The sequence below is a fragment of the Microbulbifer variabilis genome (assembly GCF_052467165.1).
Genome location: NZ_CP174301.1, coordinates 3425005 through 3441155, shown reverse-complemented (window position 1 = coordinate 3441155; position 16151 = coordinate 3425005). Strand labels below are relative to the sequence as shown.

Genomic DNA, 16151 nt, shown 5'->3' with positions numbered 1-16151 from the left:
GAGTGAACTGTGGACAGTCTCTATTTCCTGATCCCTATTGCAGTGGCCTTGGTTGCCTTCGCTGTAAAACTCTTTTTCTGGGCGGTAAATAACGGCCAGTACGATGACCTCGAGACTGAGGGCCGGAGAATACTGTTTGAGGATGACGTGCAGAATCAGCCCGCAGCGGATTCGGACAAGGAGAAGTAACCAGTGGGAGATTGGGGGTTTTTGGCGGCTGCGCTCGCCATCGGGTTTCTGGGCAGCAGCCACTGTATTGGTATGTGTGGGGGTATCTCGGGTGCGCTCGGAATGGCGGTGCCCGGCAAGCAAACAGCTTGGGTACAGCTCGGCTCATACCAATTGGGACGTCTCGGTAGTTATACGTTAATGGGGGCGCTCGCTGGCGCTTTGGGTGCTGCGATTATTCCTGCCCTGACGCCGCTGCGCTTCGCTGCGGGCATTATGCTGATCGTTATGGCGCTCTATGTGGCCGGTATCTGGCGTGGTCTGGTATGGCTGGAGAAGGGTGGCAGCTATTTATGGCGCTATGTGCAGCCTCTCTCTGCGAAATTGTTGCCAGTTCGCTCTGCGGGGCAGGCGGTTGCCCTCGGTTCCCTGTGGGGCTGGTTGCCCTGCGGCCTGGTTTACAGTGCACTGACCTTTGCATTGGCTCAGGGCAGTGCTGAGCGATCGGCCTTGGCGATGTTTGCTTTTGGTCTCGGAACCTTACCGGCCATGTTGGCCACCGGTGCTGCCGCTGTGCAAGTGCGCAATATTGTGCAAAAACCGGGAGTGCGTCTGGGTTTTGCAGCGGCTATTTTATTGTTTGGTATCTGGACTATTTGGGGAGCTCTTGGCCATGGGGGCCACGGTGGCCACGGCAATCATGGGGAAATGGGGGCGATGGAATCTCCGCAGGCAGAAGAGCAGGAGCACCACCACCATAATCACTGAGTTTTGAGCTGGCGCCGTTTTGACGCGGCGCCATTAGCCGACACCCGATAAAAACTAAAAATCAATTCTCAGGGAGAGGTCGATCGCGCGCAGGTGCTTGGTCAGGCTGCCGGAGGAGATGTAGTCGACATCCAGAGCTGCCAGCTTCTGAATCCGATCCCGGTCTACACTGCCGGAAATCTCTATTTTGGCTTTACCTTTTGCCAGGGATAGGGCGGAGCGAGTGTCTTCGTCATTGAACTCATCAAGCATGATTACATCGGCACCGCTATCCAGTGCCTGCTGTAACTCTTCAATGGTCTCTACCTCCACCTCGACCAGTGCGCCGGGTTTGATAGCCCTGGCCTGGGAGACAGCTGCATCAATACCGCCGGCGGCTGCGATATGGTTTTCCTTAATTAAAAATGCGTCGTAGAGGCCGATGCGATGATTGTGGCAGCCGCCACACAGCACGGCATATTTCTGGGCACTGCGCAGGCCTGGAATGGTTTTGCGGGTATCGAGAATCTTAACTTCAGTCCCTGCAGCACGGTTTGCGAATTCCGCTGCAGTAGTTGCCGTGCCGGATAGTGTCTGTAGAAAGTTAAGGGCGGCGCGCTCTCCAGTCAGGATTGCGCGGGCATTACCCTCCAATTCAAACAGCACTGAATCTGCAGCAACCCTGTCTCCATCTTCAAAGTGCCAGGTCAGTTGCAGGTCTTGATCGAGCTGGCGAAAAACCTCTTCTACCCAGGCGCGTCCGCTCAGGGTGCAATCTTCCCGGGTGATTACTCGCGCACGGGCACTGCGCTCCGCTGGGATCAGCTGGGCGGTGATGTCTCCACTACCGACATCTTCATCGAGCGCGGTGTGCACGGCCCTTTTCAGGTCGGTCATGATGTTTGGGATCGCGGAGTCTTGTGGGTGCATTGGAGGACCTCGATAAAAAAGCGCGGGCAGTTTACCAAAACAGACTGGATTTGGGTTGCCTGGGGCATTTACTCGATTTTTACCAGGTTAAATCCTCAGGTAGCAGCTGGCCCTACATTTCGCTGTGACAAGCGTCTCAAATATGTCGCTAAAGTGTGTAAACAGGGAGGGGAACGCGAGTAGAATCGACGGGGTGAGAGAAAAGCTCACTGCGGGAGCCGTCGCCAAATTCGCTAGTCAAATTGACTGCATTAATGCGTTTAAAACCTGAGCAAAATCAAGTGGTTGTTGGATTTTCGGGTGCATTATCTCGAGAGAATTTTACCAGACCTATCCCCGCATGTTTTTAAGCCTTGAGGCCGCCTATTGAGGTGAGCAGCGAGGTGAACAAATGGGACTGGTGATTTAAGACGGCCTATCCGGCCGACAAGATTTCAGCCAGCAAGTGCGCAAAACGCCGGATGGCATGCGAAGGACTTCTTGGAAATGAGTGAATCCAGCAAGGTAGTTTCCCTTTCAGAGAAAAGTGCGGGTCGACATGGTACTTCTATGGGTAAGCCCGCAGTCCTGCCCTCGGCGGTTGTGCTGTTAAAGGAAAAAGCCAGCACCCAGTTGTTTGAGCGTGTCAAAGCGCTGTTTGGGGCGGTGGATGATTCACTGTTTGCGATGGCGGAGCGTGCTCACGGCCAGGAAGAGCAGGATGGTCTGTTCCAGGCATTGCGCCTGCTGAGAGTAGAGCGCCGCAATGTCGCTGAGCGTTTCGTCAAAAACGTGCAGCGCGCTTTCCAGATCCGCCAGGAGGAGCCGTCGGAACCCGCTTTTGCCCAGGACAATCTGTCACTGGTTCACAATGATGACCTGGAGCAGCTGGTGGCCGCGGATACCATGGTGGCCAATGCCAAGCGAGATTTTGCCGAGCCGCTGACCGAATTGTGCCTGCGCCTGGATACCCTCTACGCCGTTAAGGTGTATGACAAGAACAACCCTCTCGGCCCCGATGTGATCTGCGATGCATTTGTAGATGCAATTCAGGAGCTGGATCTCTATATCCGCGCGCGCCTTACGTTGCTCAAGAAATTTGAGCAAACAGTTATGCAGCAGCTGCGGGGTTTTTACGAATTCTGTAATCAGCTACTTGTAGAGCAGGGCGTGTTGCCCTCACTGCGGGAGCAGCAGCGCGCAGCGCGACAGCGCTCGGCTTATCCGGCAGGGCGTGGTCCCGGCAATCCGGGTGCAGCTCAGGCCGCTGGAGTTGGCAGCGCTGGGGATGGTGCTACCCAGGCCGCACAGGGAGTACCTGTCAGTGGTCACTTTGCCCCAGGGCTCGTACCCGCTACGGCGGGTATGACACCCATGCCCGCTGGGGATCTGCTCACACATCTGGGAGCTTTGCAAAGTGGGGCTCATTACCAGGATGCCGGTGCAGCCCAATTGTTGAATGTTGGCGATCTGCTGCAGCAGCGCCTGGTTGACTCCAATCAGGCAGCTTCGCTGGCAAAAGTGGATAGCGATGTAATCAAACTGGTGGAAATGCTGTTTTCCTTTATTTTGGAAGATCGCAGTCTCGCCACACCGATTAAATCCCAGCTCGGCCGTTTGCAGCTGCCACTGCTCAAGGTTGCGATTGCCGATAAGTCGTTTTTTAGTAAAGGTGGCCATCCCGCACGCAAACTGTTAAATGAGCTTGCCGATGCTGCCACTGGTTGGCAGGCTCCAGACAATTTCGAGTCCGACCCTCTATACAGTGAAGTCTCGCTGATCGTAGAGCGGGTTCTCAGCGAGTTCGATCAGGACATCAATATTTTTGCCACGCTTCTGGAGTCTTTGCGCGAGTTTATTATTCGCGAACGTAAGCGCGCGGAAATGCTGGAGCGCAGGGTTATAGATGAGGCGGATGGCCGGGCAAAAACCCAAGCCGCGCGCGCTCGTGTAGCAGCGGTAATGGATGCCCTGGTAGCCGAGAGAGACCTGCCGCCTGTGGTACAGGATTGGCTGCAAAAGGTTTGGAACAATGTTTTATTCCTCACTTGTGTGAAAGAGGGCACTGAAAGCGAGGCCTGGAGTCGCGATGTGCGCACAGCCCGCGACCTGGTGTGGAGTGTGCAGGCACCAATGCCGGATTCCCGTAAGCAGCTCCTGAGCTTGTTGCCGGTTTTGCAGGAGCGTTTGCGCGAGGGTATTGAAGCTCTCTCCTACAACGCCTTTGAGGCGCGCGCCATGTTTGCCGGTTTGAAGGAAGTTTATCGCGAGCGTTTTGCCCTCGCGCAGCGCCTCATCGAGGAACGCGAACTTCAGGTTAAAGAGCAGGTGGCCCGCGAGGTTAAGGCGGCTACTTCGGTGGATCATTTGGCGGAAGTGGCCGAGGTTCAATCCAGTGAAACTCTGCCGGTAGAGGCCATAGCTCCCGAAGCTGGCGAGCCGCAACCGGCCGCTGATGATAAAGACGAACCGGTAACCGAAGAGACCGCTCTGTTGCAGGAAGTGGCCGTGCCGCAAATGGAAGAGCTTGAGCAGGCGGTTGCCCAGGCGGAGTTAGCAGCATCTTCTGCGGAGCAGGAGGGCCTTGCTCCTCTCGATGAGGCGGACCCCCACTGGCAGATGACTTTCCGCCTCGCCCAGGGGAGTTGGTTTGAGTTGAAGCGCTCTGATGAGGAGCAGTTCCGCTGCCGTTTGGCAGCGGTTATCCGCGATATTGACCAGTTTATTTTTGTGAACCGCAACGGTGCCAAGGTAGCGGAGTTCGGCCGATTGGAGCTGGCTCATGCGCTGCGCTCAGCGCAGCTGTTGCCCCTTGATGACGGTATGTTATTTGAGCGTGCGCTGCAGTCGGTTATTGGCAATGTGCGCAAAAAACGCAGCGAACAGCGCTGATCTGCCTGTTTTAGCTCCCCTGTCCCGGCAACTATTGCCGGGGGCCCACTTCTGTCGCGATACGTCTCTAAACCGATTGGCATATCGATCAACGCTTCCATAGAATGGTAACTGCCAAGGCCCTGAGTTCATTTGGGGTGGTAGTTTGCTGGAACGGAGATCGCAGATTGAAATACCAAGTGGAATCTGGCTGGCTATCCGGTGCGCGCCGGGTGCCCAGTCCTCACTGCAACAGCCGGCCCGACGACTGCCCCGTGGACCTTTTGGTCGTTCACAGCATCAGCCTGCCACCCGGGCAGTATGGCGGGCCTTATATCGATGCGTTTTTCCTTGGGCAGCTGGATATTGATGCCCATCCCTATTTTGCCGAGATTGCGGCTCTGCAGGTTTCTGCACATATCCTTATTGATCGGGATGGTATCGTCACCCAGTATGTGCCCCTTGACCGGCGCGCCTGGCATGCGGGTAAGTCGGAATTCAAAGGGCGCACCAACTGTAATGACTTTTCTATCGGGATCGAGCTTGAAGGCTTGGATACGGATATTTATACCGATGCCCAATACCATGCCCTGGCAGAGGTGAGTGCGGCCATTATGCTGGCTTATCCAGCCATCGGCGTGGACAGGATAGCCAGTCACTCTGATATAGCGCCTGGACGCAAGCTGGACCCCGGCCCCGGCTTTGACTGGGAGCGCTACTTGAATGAGCTCGATAAGCTCGTTGAGTGAAACTTCCACTTCGCGGTGCTGGTGTATCAATCCACATCGCCTTTAAAATTGAACTGCCATTGTGTGAGGTTCGCCTACTTGTATAGCAGACCCAGGGTGGCGCATCATGATTCAACTATGGGCTGACGCGGTATCACTATGACTCTGCTAATCGTTTTATTCACTTTGGCTCTGGTGCAAATCTGGGGGTCTGGTGCGCCTTTGCACCGCGATGGCTGGTTTGATAAATGGTGTGAGCGACTCTCTAAAGTGCCGCAACTGCAATCGAATGGCGGCTTGTTGCTGGGGGCCAGTATTCTGCCACCGGTGCTGCTGATTGCGGTGGTGATGGTAATTGCAGAATCCAACTTTGGAGGCTTGGGAGCGCTTTTACTTGGGGTGCCACTGTTACTTTATTGCCTGGGACGAGGCAATTTTAACGAGATTGTAAGCGTTTACCTGCGCAGCTGGTATCGGGGCGACTTCAAGGGGGCTGAGGAAGCTGCGGCCCCTTTTCTACAGGATATCCACGAGACTCCGGCAGATGGCAAGTGCCTGCATGAACAGGTCTTCCGCGGTGCCGCTTACAGTGCCTTCGAGCGCCTCTTTGCCGTTCTTTTCTGGTTTATTTTGCTCGGGATACCGGGTGCGCTGCTATTTCGTTTGAGTGCTCTCTATGCAGAGCGCGCTCGCGGGACACAGTGGCAGGCAACTGCAACCCGCTGGCTTTGGTTACTGGAGTGGTTGCCGGTAAGGATCATGGGGCTCAGCTTTGCGATTGTGGGTAATTTTGCCGGTTGCTACCGAGCCTGGCGTCAGTGTCTGATGTGTCGTGAGAGAGATACGGCACAGGTGCTCGAAGCCTACCTGGAAGGGGCGTTAGGAGGAATTGACGCCAGTGAATGCAGTGCCAGTGCAGATCTTTCACAAGTCCAGCGTCAAAGTGGCGCGGAAATAGAGGGGCTGCAGTCCTTGCTTTCCAGAACCCTACTGTTGTGGGTTACCGTGTTGGCCCTGACGGTTTTGTTCGCCTGATTTTTTGAAGTTATTCAGAGCTGAAATGAGTAAATTATTTTTTAACTGAATTACATTTTGGAAAAATTTCCCAGTAATTGCTTGACTTTTAACCATCCTCCCAGATGATTGCGCCCGCTATCGCACTCCGGAGATTACCGGGTAGCGGGATGCTTATACTCAGTGGAGGAAGTAGGGTTTGAATGTTTCATTACTGGAACCGCAAATGCTGTCAGATCTCAGTGCTGCAAATGGTAGGGACTCCGCGGCGTTAGTCGCTGGACTAAGGGCATATTTTCGCAGTGGAAGTACCCTTGAGCTGGCCTGGAGGCGTCGCCAATTAATTCAGCTGCGCAAAATGCTCTCGGAGAATGAGGCGCGCTTTATTGGGGCCTTGAATGAGGACCTGCATAAGGCTCCCCAGGAAGCTTACCTGACTGAGATTTCGTTTCTCTATAGTGATATCGATCATACCCTCAAGCACCTCAAAAAGTGGGTACGCCAGCGCAAGGTTTCCTCGCCACTTCTCACCCAACCTGCGAAAAGCTATATACAGCCAGAACCCCTTGGGGTGATATTGATTATTGGCGCCTGGAATTATCCCCTTCAACTATTGCTGTCGCCTCTTGTGCCTGCCATAGCGGCGGGTAACTGTGCAGTGGTCAAACCGTCGGAATTATCCCCTGCGGTTTCTCATTTGATCGCTGAGTTGTTGCCCAGATACCTGGATAATGATGCCTTCGCCTGTGTTGAGGGAGCTGTGGCAGAGACCACGAGCCTTTTGGAGCAGCGCTGGGATCACATCATGTACACCGGCGGTGGTCGGGTAGCCAGGATTATTATGGGGGCAGCAAGTAAGCACTTAACTCCGGTTACCCTGGAGCTTGGCGGCAAAAGCCCCTGTATTGTGGCCGATGATGCAGATATCGATATTGCCGCGCGGCGTATAGCTTGGGGGAAATTTACCAATGCGGGGCAAACCTGTATTGCACCGGATTATGTACTCTGTACCAAGCACACCGCGGACCGTCTTGTCCCTGCTATCCAGCTGGCGGTAAGGGAGATGTTTGGGGACAGCCCCCGTCAAAGCAGCGATTATGGACGGATAATCAATACCCAGCACACATTGCGTTTGGCGGACCTCCTCGGTGATGGTGAGGTAATTTTTGGTGGGGATGTCGATGTGGATAGTTGCTACATGGCGCCAACCCTGATGCGCTGTGTCAATCTGGAGTCCCCGGTAATGCAGGAAGAGATTTTTGGTCCCTTGCTGCCGGTAGTTGAGTTGGATGACTTCGGAAAAGTGGAAGCGTTTGTTAATGAGAGGGAAAAGCCGTTAGCGCTGTATATTTTTACCCGGAGTGATGCCATCGCTGACCGGGTGCTTTCCCGCTGCAGCTCCGGTAATGCCTGCGTGAACGATTGCATGATGTTTATGCTGGCCCAGGATCTGCCATTTGGAGGAGTGGGAGCCAGCGGTATGGGCTGTTACCACGGTGAGCATGGTTTCAGAACTTTTAGCCACTACAAAGCCGTGATGAAACGCAAAAATATTCTGGATGTTGACCTGCGTTATGCGCCGTACACCAATCGAAAATTTAAGTGGTTGAAAATACTGCAGCGATAGAGTGGCCAAAAATATTTAGCGAGATATGGGCGAAAAGGGAATTTTGCTGGTTTTTTAGTGGCTTGAGTTGGTACATTCAGTCGTAAATTAAAAAGACCAACAGAGCTATGCCCTCGGACCCCAATGACCTGCCTACCAGTGCTGATGTTTTTTGCGCGGCACAAACAGTCTCCGGAACTGTCCATCGAACTCCCTTGATTCGCTCCCAGCTTCTCAATGAGCTGGGTGGCGCCAATCTTTGGTTTAAATGTGAGCACTTGCAAAAAGTGGGTGCGTTTAAAGCACGTGGAGCTGCAAATGCACTTTCCCTCTTGCCTGAAGGAGCTGAGTTGGTGGCGACCCACTCCTCAGGCAATCATGGCGCGGCGTTGGCATGGGCTGCTGCGGAGCGATGTTTGCCCTGTATTGTTGTAATGCCAGAGACGGCGCCCGATATGAAGCGCATGGCTGTGGAAAGTTATGGCGCAACAATTGTTACTTGCGGTCCTACCCTGGCAGACCGTGAAGAGGCTCTGCAAAAAGTGGTGCAAGAGACAGGGGCCCATGTCGTGCCGCCCTATGACGACAGCAGGATTATTGCGGGGCAGGGCACGGTAGCTCTAGAGGTTGTTCAGCAATGTCGGGAGCAGGGTTTTACTCCGGATGTGATTGTGGCCCCTGTGGGTGGCGGTGGTCTGCTCGCAGGCACTGGGCTGGCAATAGCGGCGTTGGCTCCAGATGTATTGGTAATAGGCGCAGAGCCCGCTGGCGCGGATGATGCACAGCGATCTTTGCGTGGCGGTGTTCATATCACTACCCAGCAGCCCCATACTATTGCCGATGGCTTGCGAACAACGCTTGGGCACCGGAACTACAGGGTGATTCGCCGCACTGTGAGAGATATTGTGACGGTTTCTGAAAGTGGTATTGTGCGGGCAATGCAACTATTGTGGACTCGCACCAAGCAAATGGTTGAGCCCTCAGCTGCCGTGGGGCTCGCAGCTGTGCTCGAGCACGGAGCGCGTTTTCGCAACAAGAATGTCGCAGTTGTATTGACCGGTGGCAACATGGATCTGGGCAAGGTTTCAAGCCTGTTGGCCAGTGTGGAAGAGTAACAATGAGAGTGTTGGATATGAACCTAGGATTTCGCCGCATAAAGTACAGCAAAATTGCCAGTTTCTTTGCAGCGACAATATTTTCTTTGATGGCTGTTGCCTCCCAGGCCGGGCAGTTGACACTGTCTTCTACGTCTTTGAAACCCGGCAAAAAAATGCCATTAGCTCATGTATATGCCGGCTGTGGCGGGGAAAATGTCTCTCCGCAACTGAGCTGGGAGGGGGCCCCCGAAGGCACTAAAAGTTTTGCGGTGACGGTTTATGATCCCGATGCACCGACAGGCAGTGGCTGGTGGCACTGGGTGATTTTTAATATCCCTGCTGACGTAACCAGTCTGCCAGAGGGTGCTGGAGACCTGAAGAACGGCCTGATTCCCGAAGCTATTCAGGGGCGCAATGACTATGGAAATCCTGGATATGGTGGCGCCTGCCCACCCAAAGGGCACGGCGACCATCGCTATCGCTTCCGTGTATATGCCCTGAAAGTGGATTCCCTGCCGTTAGATGAAAATTCATCTCCCGCCAAGGTGGGCTTCAATGTGAATGCCAACAAGTTGGCCGAGGCAGAGCTCGAGGTTCTGTGGGGCCATTGAGTTAGGTAGCTTTTTGGGTGCAGACATATTGCCTGCGCTCTTTCTTTATGGCCGGCAATAGGGCTCAAAGGGGAAGATTGAATATGTCGCGGCAGCAACTGACATGGGGGCAAGCACTTGGAGCTTATTTGAAGCCCCGTGTAATCACCATGTTTTTCCTCGGCTTTTCTGCCGGCCTTCCGCTTTTACTGGTCTTCTCAACCCTGACTGCCTGGCTGCGCGACTACGGTGTTAGCCGCACCGCTATAGGCTTCTTTGCCTGGGTCGGAATTACCTTTTCAATAAAGGTGCTCTGGGCTCCCATCATTGACTATTTACGGTTGCCTTTACTGACCAAAAGCCTGGGAAAACGGCGGAGCTGGATGCTGGTGTCCCAAGTGGGCGTTGCCATTGGCTTGGTGGGTATGGCCAGTGTGGATCCCCAGCTGTCCTTGTTGCAAGTAGCTCTGCTCGCTCTGTGGGTTGCATTCTGCTCGGCTTCACAAGATGTGGCTATTGATGCCTACAGAATTGAAGCCATGGATGAAGACTACCAGGGAGCTATGGCGGCTAACTATGTGTTTGGTTATCGGGTTGCGATGCTGATTGCTGGGGCTGGGGCACTATTTATTGCAGATTTGTTCAGTTGGTCTGGCGCCTACCTGGCAATGGCCGTTTTGATGGGGGTGGGTGTGATCACCACTTTGTTGATCACAGAGCCCGATCACTCGAAAGTTAGTAAAGAGGCTGACGTACTGCAGAGTGAATGGGAGCAGCGCCTGTTGGGGAAGGGCGAACACAGTCGCTTGAAGCAGTGGTTTGTTCGTGCTGTCGCCTGTCCCTTTATTGAATTCTTCCAACGCAATGGGCGCTTTGCTTTTGTTTTATTGCTGTTTATCGGTATTTTCCGCCTAAGCGATATTGCGATGGGGATTATGGCCAATCCCTTCTACTTGGATTTAGGCTTCTCCAAAACAGAAATTGCAGAAATCAGTAAGCTGTTCGGATTCTTCTGCACTATTCTCGGCTCCTTTCTAGGTGGAGTCCTAGTGGTGCGCTATGGCATTTTGCGCCCGCTGATACTCGGGGCGGTAATGGTTGCCTGCACCAACTTACTGTTTGCCCAGCTTGCACTGATTGGTCCGGATAAGGCATGGCTGGCCCTGGTGATCAGTGCCGACAACATCAGCGGCGGTATTGCTAATGCGGTCCTGGTCGCGTACCTGTCGAGCCTGGCCAATAAGGCTTATACCGCAACCCAGTATGCCTTGTTCAGCTCTCTGATGACGCTACCGGGTAAATTTATCAGTGGTTTTTCCGGTATGGTGGTTGATGCTCAGGGTTACGCCCATTTCTTTATTTATGCTGCCTTAATGGGAGTTCCGGCAATTTTACTCTCTATCTATTTCTGGCGGCGTGAACAGCGTGAATGGCATCTGGAAGAACCGCAGCCAGACTCACGCGCGACCTGAAGAGAGCCATTCCAGGCTGTAATTTTATTGCTGGCATACAGATCTGCTTTATGACAGAAGCTTTCCTGTATGCCGGTCACTCATCTCGTTTCTGCGCCCCCGGATAATTCCTCATCAACGGGCATTTTCTCCGACTTGTGTCTATGGTGGTTGTATTACTCCTCCACTCGAAACCTGTAATGGTTATTGGTTTTTTATAGAGATAAGGGGGGGGTGGTGTCACTTATGGCTGTTAGCTGGGATGTCTAAGAGCTGTAGTTTTCAAGAATGATAATCAGCAATTAAAAGCGACAAACTATGGCCCACGAAACGGTTCGGGAGGCGGTATTCAATCGGCGTATGCTGATCTGTATCGGTACCGGATTTTCCTCAGGAATGCCACTTTTTGTCCTGATTCAACTGGTGCCTGCCTGGTTACGTTCTGAGGGAGTAGACCTGGCTACCATCGGGATTTTTGCCTTACTTGGTCTGCCCTACACATGGAAGTTTCTGTGGGCTCCATTAATGGAGCGCTTTGCTTTCCCGATTTTAGGGCGTCGTCGTGGTTGGATGCTCGTAATGCAATTGCTGCTGATAGTCTTTATTGGCGGCTTAGGTATGTTCAATCCGCAGTTCAATATATGGACAATTGCCACTTTATGTTTTGGTGTGGCTTTTTTTAGTGCCAGCCAGGATATTGTCCTGGACGCCTTCCGTCGGGAAATATTGCCGGATCATGAGTTAGGTCTCGGTAATTCCTTTCATGCGAATGCCTATCGAGTAGCGGGCCTGATACCGGGTTCGCTCAGTTTAATCCTGTCGGATCATTTGGCCTGGGACCAGGTTTTTTGGATAACTGCAGCTTTTATGTTGATCGCTGTATTTATGACCTTGATGGTTTCAGAGCCCCAGCACCCGGCTGCGCCACCAAGGACTTTGCGCGAGGCTATCGTGCTGCCATTTGTCGAATTTTTTAACCGCAACGGCGTAAAGCACGCAGTATTGGTGCTTGCTTTCATGTTCCTGTACAAGCTCGGCGATAATATGGCCACTGCATTGGCGACACCCTATTACCTGGATATGGGGTACACCAATACGGATATTGGTATTGTGGCTAAAAATGCCGGCCTCTGGCCCGCCGTGATTGGGGGATTTCTCGGCGGCCTATTGATGGTGCGTATTGGGATTAATAAGTGTCTGTGGATCTTTGGAGTTATCCAGCTCGTATCCATTTTTGGCTTTATGATTTTATCTGAGGCTAATGGGGATCTGGTGGGCACACCGGGTTTTAAGCCGAGCCTGTGGCTACTGGCGATAGTGATTGCTTTTGAGTATCTGGGGGTTGGTCTTGGTACTGCAGTTTTCATCGCTTTTATTGCCCGCACAACCAGCAAATTACACACGGCTACCCAATTCGCCCTGTTTACTGCGTTAACCTCGTTACCCAGGACTTTTGCCAATGCTTCAACAGGGTATTTGGTTGAGTCTGTGGGGTGGACGAACTTCTTTCTTCTGTGCGCCGCGTTGGCAGTTCCGGGGATGTTACTGCTCTTTTATGTCGCGCCGTGGAATGGTGATGCAGCGGAGGAAGCCTGATTACTACCGCCTAAACTTGTACAGCTCCTTTCGGGGTTATGGTCTCCAGCGATACTTGGCCATGTCCACCCGCCCCTTTAACAAGGTAATCCCTTCTTCTTCCAGCCGCTTGCGTTGGCGGGAAGCCCCGGGTTCGGGTAATGAGATTCTTCCCTGGGCGTTGATTACCCGGTGCCAGGGTAATTTGGTGTCTTTGGGTAGTTTCCGTAATGTCTGACCAGCTAGTCTGGCGGCTCTTGGATAGCCGGCCATTTCGGCGAGATCTCCATAAGTGACGACCCGGCCTGTTGGTATTGAGGCCAAAACCCGGCATATTCTGGCGAGAGCGCTGCCTGGTGTTTCTGGGCCGGTGGTATTGATCTCTACAGGCACAAAAGCCTCATTTCTTAGTGGTTTATTAGATTTAGCCGCCAGTTTGCCGTATTTGTCTGCAAATAAGCTATAAAAAAGCACGGATTAAAGCCGGGGTATCATACTGAGCCGTTACAAAATAGGTAGCATTGGCGTGCCACATTTATGGCAGTTGTGGCATTATTGCCGATTGAATAGGGCTTTCATCACAGTTTTCATCGCAAGCTCATCCAGAAACTTCAAGGTTCTCCTGTGGTTCTATCGACACAAATTCCCCGGATTTTTGCCAAAACTCTCCTTTGCCTTGCACCCTTACAGGTTTTTGCGGGTGTGCTCACCCTTGAGAATGGTGATCGCATTCAGGGGGAGCTGATGCTTGTAGATACTGAACAAGTGGTATGGAAATCTGAGACCTTCGGTGAAGTTAAGGTCGATAAATCCAAGGTTGTATCCATGGATGTGGATACCGATCTCAAAGTTGCCGGGCGGGATGAGCCATGCACGCTGGCAGGGCACCGCCAGGAGCAGTGGGAACTCTACTGCGCAGAGGGTGGAGGTTGGTTGATCGACTTTCCTGGAGTGGAGCGTGCTGAGCCCTATCCACACTTTGTCAGTAATCCAATGACATTCAAGGGTAATGTGAGTGCGGGCGGCGTTTTTGAATCCGGGAACCGTGAGCGTGAGGACCTGGATGCAAATGTTAACCTGGATGTGCGCCATGGGGATTTCCATCACCTGGTCGGCGCCCTTTACCAGAATCAAGACAGTGAGGATGATGGCGCGCTGGAAAAATACCGGCTGACTTATGACCTGCGCTGGATTTTTGCAGAAAAGTGGTTTGCTGCAGCAAATACCGCCTGGGAGCATGAAGAGGCGCGGAACTTGGACCTCGGCACAACCATGGGTCTGGGTCTTGGTTACCTGTTTTATGACACAGACAAAACAGCATTTTCACTGGAAGGCGGTGTTAGTAGCCTGCAGGAAGATTTTATTGATACGGAGCTGAGTGAGGATCAGGACGACCAATATGTGGCAGGGCGTGTCGCGCTGAATTACCGTTATAAATTTTCCCTGGGCCCGGAAATTTACTTTGACCAGGAAACCCTGCAGTCTTTCGATCACAGTGATGACTACCAGGCAAATGCCAAGGTGGGGGTGAGAACACCACTGGTTGAGGGAGTGCTGATGGAAATTGGCTACCAATGGCAGTACGACAACACACCATCGCTGGAAAGTGAAAAAGAAGATACCAAAGTAACCGTTGGTGTTGGTTACCAGTGGTAATAGCCTGGCGGCATTCTCCCAACTTTGCCGGAATAACAGGCCTTAGAGAAATAAAATCTAAAAAATACTAATGAGGAGTGCAACATGCAGATTGCCGGCAGTATTGTGGCGATTACCGGTGCTGGCCAAGGGCTGGGAAGAGCAATGGCTGTTTACCTGGCGGAGCGCGGGGCCCGTTTGGCATTGATTGATGTCAACGAAGAGGGGCTAAAGGAAAGTGTTTCTGCCTGTGAACAGCTCGGTGCCGAGGCGCGAAGCTATGTGATCAATGTCGCTAATGAGGAAGAGGTAGATAAAGGCTTCCTCCAGGTCGCAGAGGATTTCGGTGGTCTGCAGGTGTTGATTAATAACGCCGGTATTATGCGCGATGGCATGTTGCTCAAGTGTAAAGAGGGCAAGGTTACTGACCGTATGTCACTGTCCCAGTGGCAGTCTGTTATTGACGTAAACCTGACTGGGGTATTCCTTTGTGGCCGTGCCGCAGCCGGAATTATGGCGGAAAGTGGCAAGGGTGGAGTGATGGTGAATATCTCCAGCCTGTCTCGTGCCGGCAATATGGGACAGACAAACTATTCCGCCAGTAAGGCTGGTGTTGCTGCCATGACGGTAACCTGGGCCCGCGAGCTGGCTCGTTACGGCGTGCGCGTAGCTGCAATTGCTCCCGGTTTTATCGGCACTGATATGGTTGCGCAAATGCGCCCGGAAATCCTGGATAGTCTGGTTAAGCAAGTGCCATTGAGACGCCTGGGTGAGCAAGAGGAAATTGCCTCAACCGTGGCGTTTATTCTGGAGAATGACTATGTAACCGGTCGAGTTCTGGATATCGACGGTGGTGCACGTATTTAACGATTCAGTAGCGTGTTATCAGATGAGGGTGAACTTTGTTCGCCCTTTTTTATTTCCCTTTCAGTAATGATTTTAAGATTTATCTATCCCTTCCTCGCATATCTTGTGTTGAGAGTCTTTCGATAAAACAGGTATACAAACAAGGAAATAATGAGCCAGGCCAGGATGGATGCCACTTCGTGAAATACTGTTTGTTCTAAAGATAAGTGAAAATCCCGCAACGCAAAGCCTTTGATTAGTGCCGACCAGGCATACAGCATCTTGCACATATGCAGTGCCCACCATGGTCGGCCTGTTACTTGTGGTCGGAAAAAAAACGTATAGACATCGAGCCCCATAAAAACCAGCATTAATGCGGATGGAGCCAGGTAAATATTGGCATAACTTGGGTGTTTACCAATATCGTAAAGAAAAACCTGGAAATAGAATACTGCGACCCAGGCAGCTATGGCAGCCAGTATCCAATCGATAATATTGGAAGTGATTCTGCCATCATTGGAGTGCTTGATTCTCGGCCATATTCGATAGGCAGAAAATATGGAGTAGCTGAATATGCTGATTAATCCCAGTAATAAAAGGTTTGGGTGAGTATTGTAGACATAGGCAATATCGATCTGGTACTCGGGAATGTCGGCCTTGAGATGAGGAATGATGTAAGGGTTGAATAGCATCAGCAGGGCACTGATGGAAAAGATAATGGCAATCAAGAGTGAGCTGAGGCCACCGATCCGATGGTAACGGCTGCCCTTTTTCATCAGAAGAGTTAATGGAATAGTAATAAACGTTAGAATTATAGACGCAACCGTATGAACCTCTATAAGTAACTTTAGCTCTTGAGGGGTTGTGAATAGATAATGCATAGAGTAACGACCTGGCGGCAGCAAGTATTATTC

Annotated in this window: 15 protein-coding genes; 12 read left to right on the top strand and 3 right to left on the bottom strand. The window is 52.3% G+C overall.

Annotation, left to right across the window (positions count from 1 at the left end):
- Positions 1 to 9 precede the first annotated feature (9 nt).
- Together ccoS and ACJJIP_RS15350 are read left to right on the top strand one after the other, a co-directional pair.
- Complete coding sequence (gene ccoS, locus ACJJIP_RS15355) at positions 10 to 189, top strand: cbb3-type cytochrome oxidase assembly protein CcoS (protein ID WP_020412296.1); 180 nt, start codon at positions 10 to 12, stop codon at positions 187 to 189.
- Positions 190 to 192: 3 nt separating this feature from the next.
- The gene (locus tag ACJJIP_RS15350; RefSeq protein ID WP_444902050.1) at positions 193 to 936 is read left to right on the top strand and encodes a sulfite exporter TauE/SafE family protein; all 744 of its coding nucleotides are present in this window, start codon (positions 193 to 195) and stop codon (positions 934 to 936) included.
- 54 nt (positions 937 to 990) lie between these two features.
- Here ACJJIP_RS15350 and nadC read toward each other — a convergent pair whose 3' ends face one another.
- Positions 991 to 1845, bottom strand: a complete 855-nt coding sequence (nadC, locus tag ACJJIP_RS15345; protein ID WP_157533379.1) for a carboxylating nicotinate-nucleotide diphosphorylase — start codon at positions 1843 to 1845, stop codon at positions 991 to 993.
- Between the two features lie 486 nt (positions 1846 to 2331).
- On the opposite strand from nadC, the gene ACJJIP_RS15340 reads away from it, so the two are divergent.
- The 8 genes from ACJJIP_RS15340 (at position 2332) to ACJJIP_RS15305 (ending at position 12777) form a co-directional block, all read left to right on the top strand.
- Positions 2332 to 4716, top strand: coding sequence for a DUF1631 domain-containing protein (locus tag ACJJIP_RS15340; RefSeq protein WP_444945509.1), 2385 nt, complete (start codon positions 2332 to 2334; stop codon positions 4714 to 4716).
- Between the two features lie 167 nt (positions 4717 to 4883).
- On the top strand, positions 4884 to 5444 hold the full coding sequence (gene ampD, locus ACJJIP_RS15335) for a 1,6-anhydro-N-acetylmuramyl-L-alanine amidase AmpD (protein ID WP_026304965.1): 561 nt from the start codon (positions 4884 to 4886) through the stop codon (positions 5442 to 5444).
- A gap of 138 nt (positions 5445 to 5582) precedes the next feature.
- Complete coding sequence (gene ampE / locus ACJJIP_RS15330) at positions 5583 to 6458, top strand: regulatory signaling modulator protein AmpE (protein WP_444945508.1); 876 nt, start codon at positions 5583 to 5585, stop codon at positions 6456 to 6458.
- Between the two features lie 178 nt (positions 6459 to 6636).
- Positions 6637 to 8064: an aldehyde dehydrogenase family protein gene (locus ACJJIP_RS15325; protein ID WP_282951371.1), complete on the top strand. Its 1428-nt coding sequence runs from the start codon at positions 6637 to 6639 to the stop codon at positions 8062 to 8064.
- A gap of 107 nt (positions 8065 to 8171) precedes the next feature.
- Positions 8172 to 9158 carry a threonine ammonia-lyase gene (locus tag ACJJIP_RS15320; protein WP_020412304.1) on the top strand — a complete coding sequence of 329 codons (987 nt, stop codon included), beginning with the start codon at positions 8172 to 8174 and terminating at the stop codon, positions 9156 to 9158.
- A gap of 2 nt (positions 9159 to 9160) precedes the next feature.
- Positions 9161 to 9751, top strand: coding sequence for a YbhB/YbcL family Raf kinase inhibitor-like protein (locus ACJJIP_RS15315; protein ID WP_020412305.1), 591 nt, complete (start codon positions 9161 to 9163; stop codon positions 9749 to 9751).
- A gap of 83 nt (positions 9752 to 9834) precedes the next feature.
- The gene (locus ACJJIP_RS15310) at positions 9835 to 11202 is read left to right on the top strand and encodes an AmpG family muropeptide MFS transporter (protein WP_282951369.1); all 1368 of its coding nucleotides are present in this window, start codon (positions 9835 to 9837) and stop codon (positions 11200 to 11202) included.
- A gap of 297 nt (positions 11203 to 11499) precedes the next feature.
- Positions 11500 to 12777 (top strand): AmpG family muropeptide MFS transporter, encoded by a 1278-nt coding sequence (locus tag ACJJIP_RS15305; protein WP_020412307.1) that lies wholly within the window; start codon positions 11500 to 11502, stop codon positions 12775 to 12777.
- A 36-nt stretch (positions 12778 to 12813) separates the two neighbouring features.
- Here ACJJIP_RS15305 and ACJJIP_RS15300 read toward each other — a convergent pair whose 3' ends face one another.
- Positions 12814 to 13230: an MGMT family protein gene (locus ACJJIP_RS15300; RefSeq protein WP_444945507.1), complete on the bottom strand. Its 417-nt coding sequence runs from the start codon at positions 13228 to 13230 to the stop codon at positions 12814 to 12816.
- Between the two features lie 228 nt (positions 13231 to 13458).
- Between ACJJIP_RS15300 and ACJJIP_RS15295 the strand changes: the two genes are divergently transcribed.
- Together ACJJIP_RS15295 and ACJJIP_RS15290 are read left to right on the top strand one after the other, a co-directional pair.
- Positions 13459 to 14412 (top strand): DUF481 domain-containing protein, encoded by a 954-nt coding sequence (locus ACJJIP_RS15295; RefSeq protein ID WP_444945506.1) that lies wholly within the window; start codon positions 13459 to 13461, stop codon positions 14410 to 14412.
- Between the two features lie 84 nt (positions 14413 to 14496).
- Positions 14497 to 15258, top strand: a complete 762-nt coding sequence (locus tag ACJJIP_RS15290; protein WP_020412310.1) for an SDR family oxidoreductase — start codon at positions 14497 to 14499, stop codon at positions 15256 to 15258.
- A gap of 83 nt (positions 15259 to 15341) precedes the next feature.
- Here ACJJIP_RS15290 and ACJJIP_RS15285 read toward each other — a convergent pair whose 3' ends face one another.
- Positions 15342 to 16013, bottom strand: coding sequence for a hypothetical protein (locus ACJJIP_RS15285; protein ID WP_444945505.1), 672 nt, complete (start codon positions 16011 to 16013; stop codon positions 15342 to 15344).
- Between the last annotated feature and the right edge of the window lie 138 nt (positions 16014 to 16151).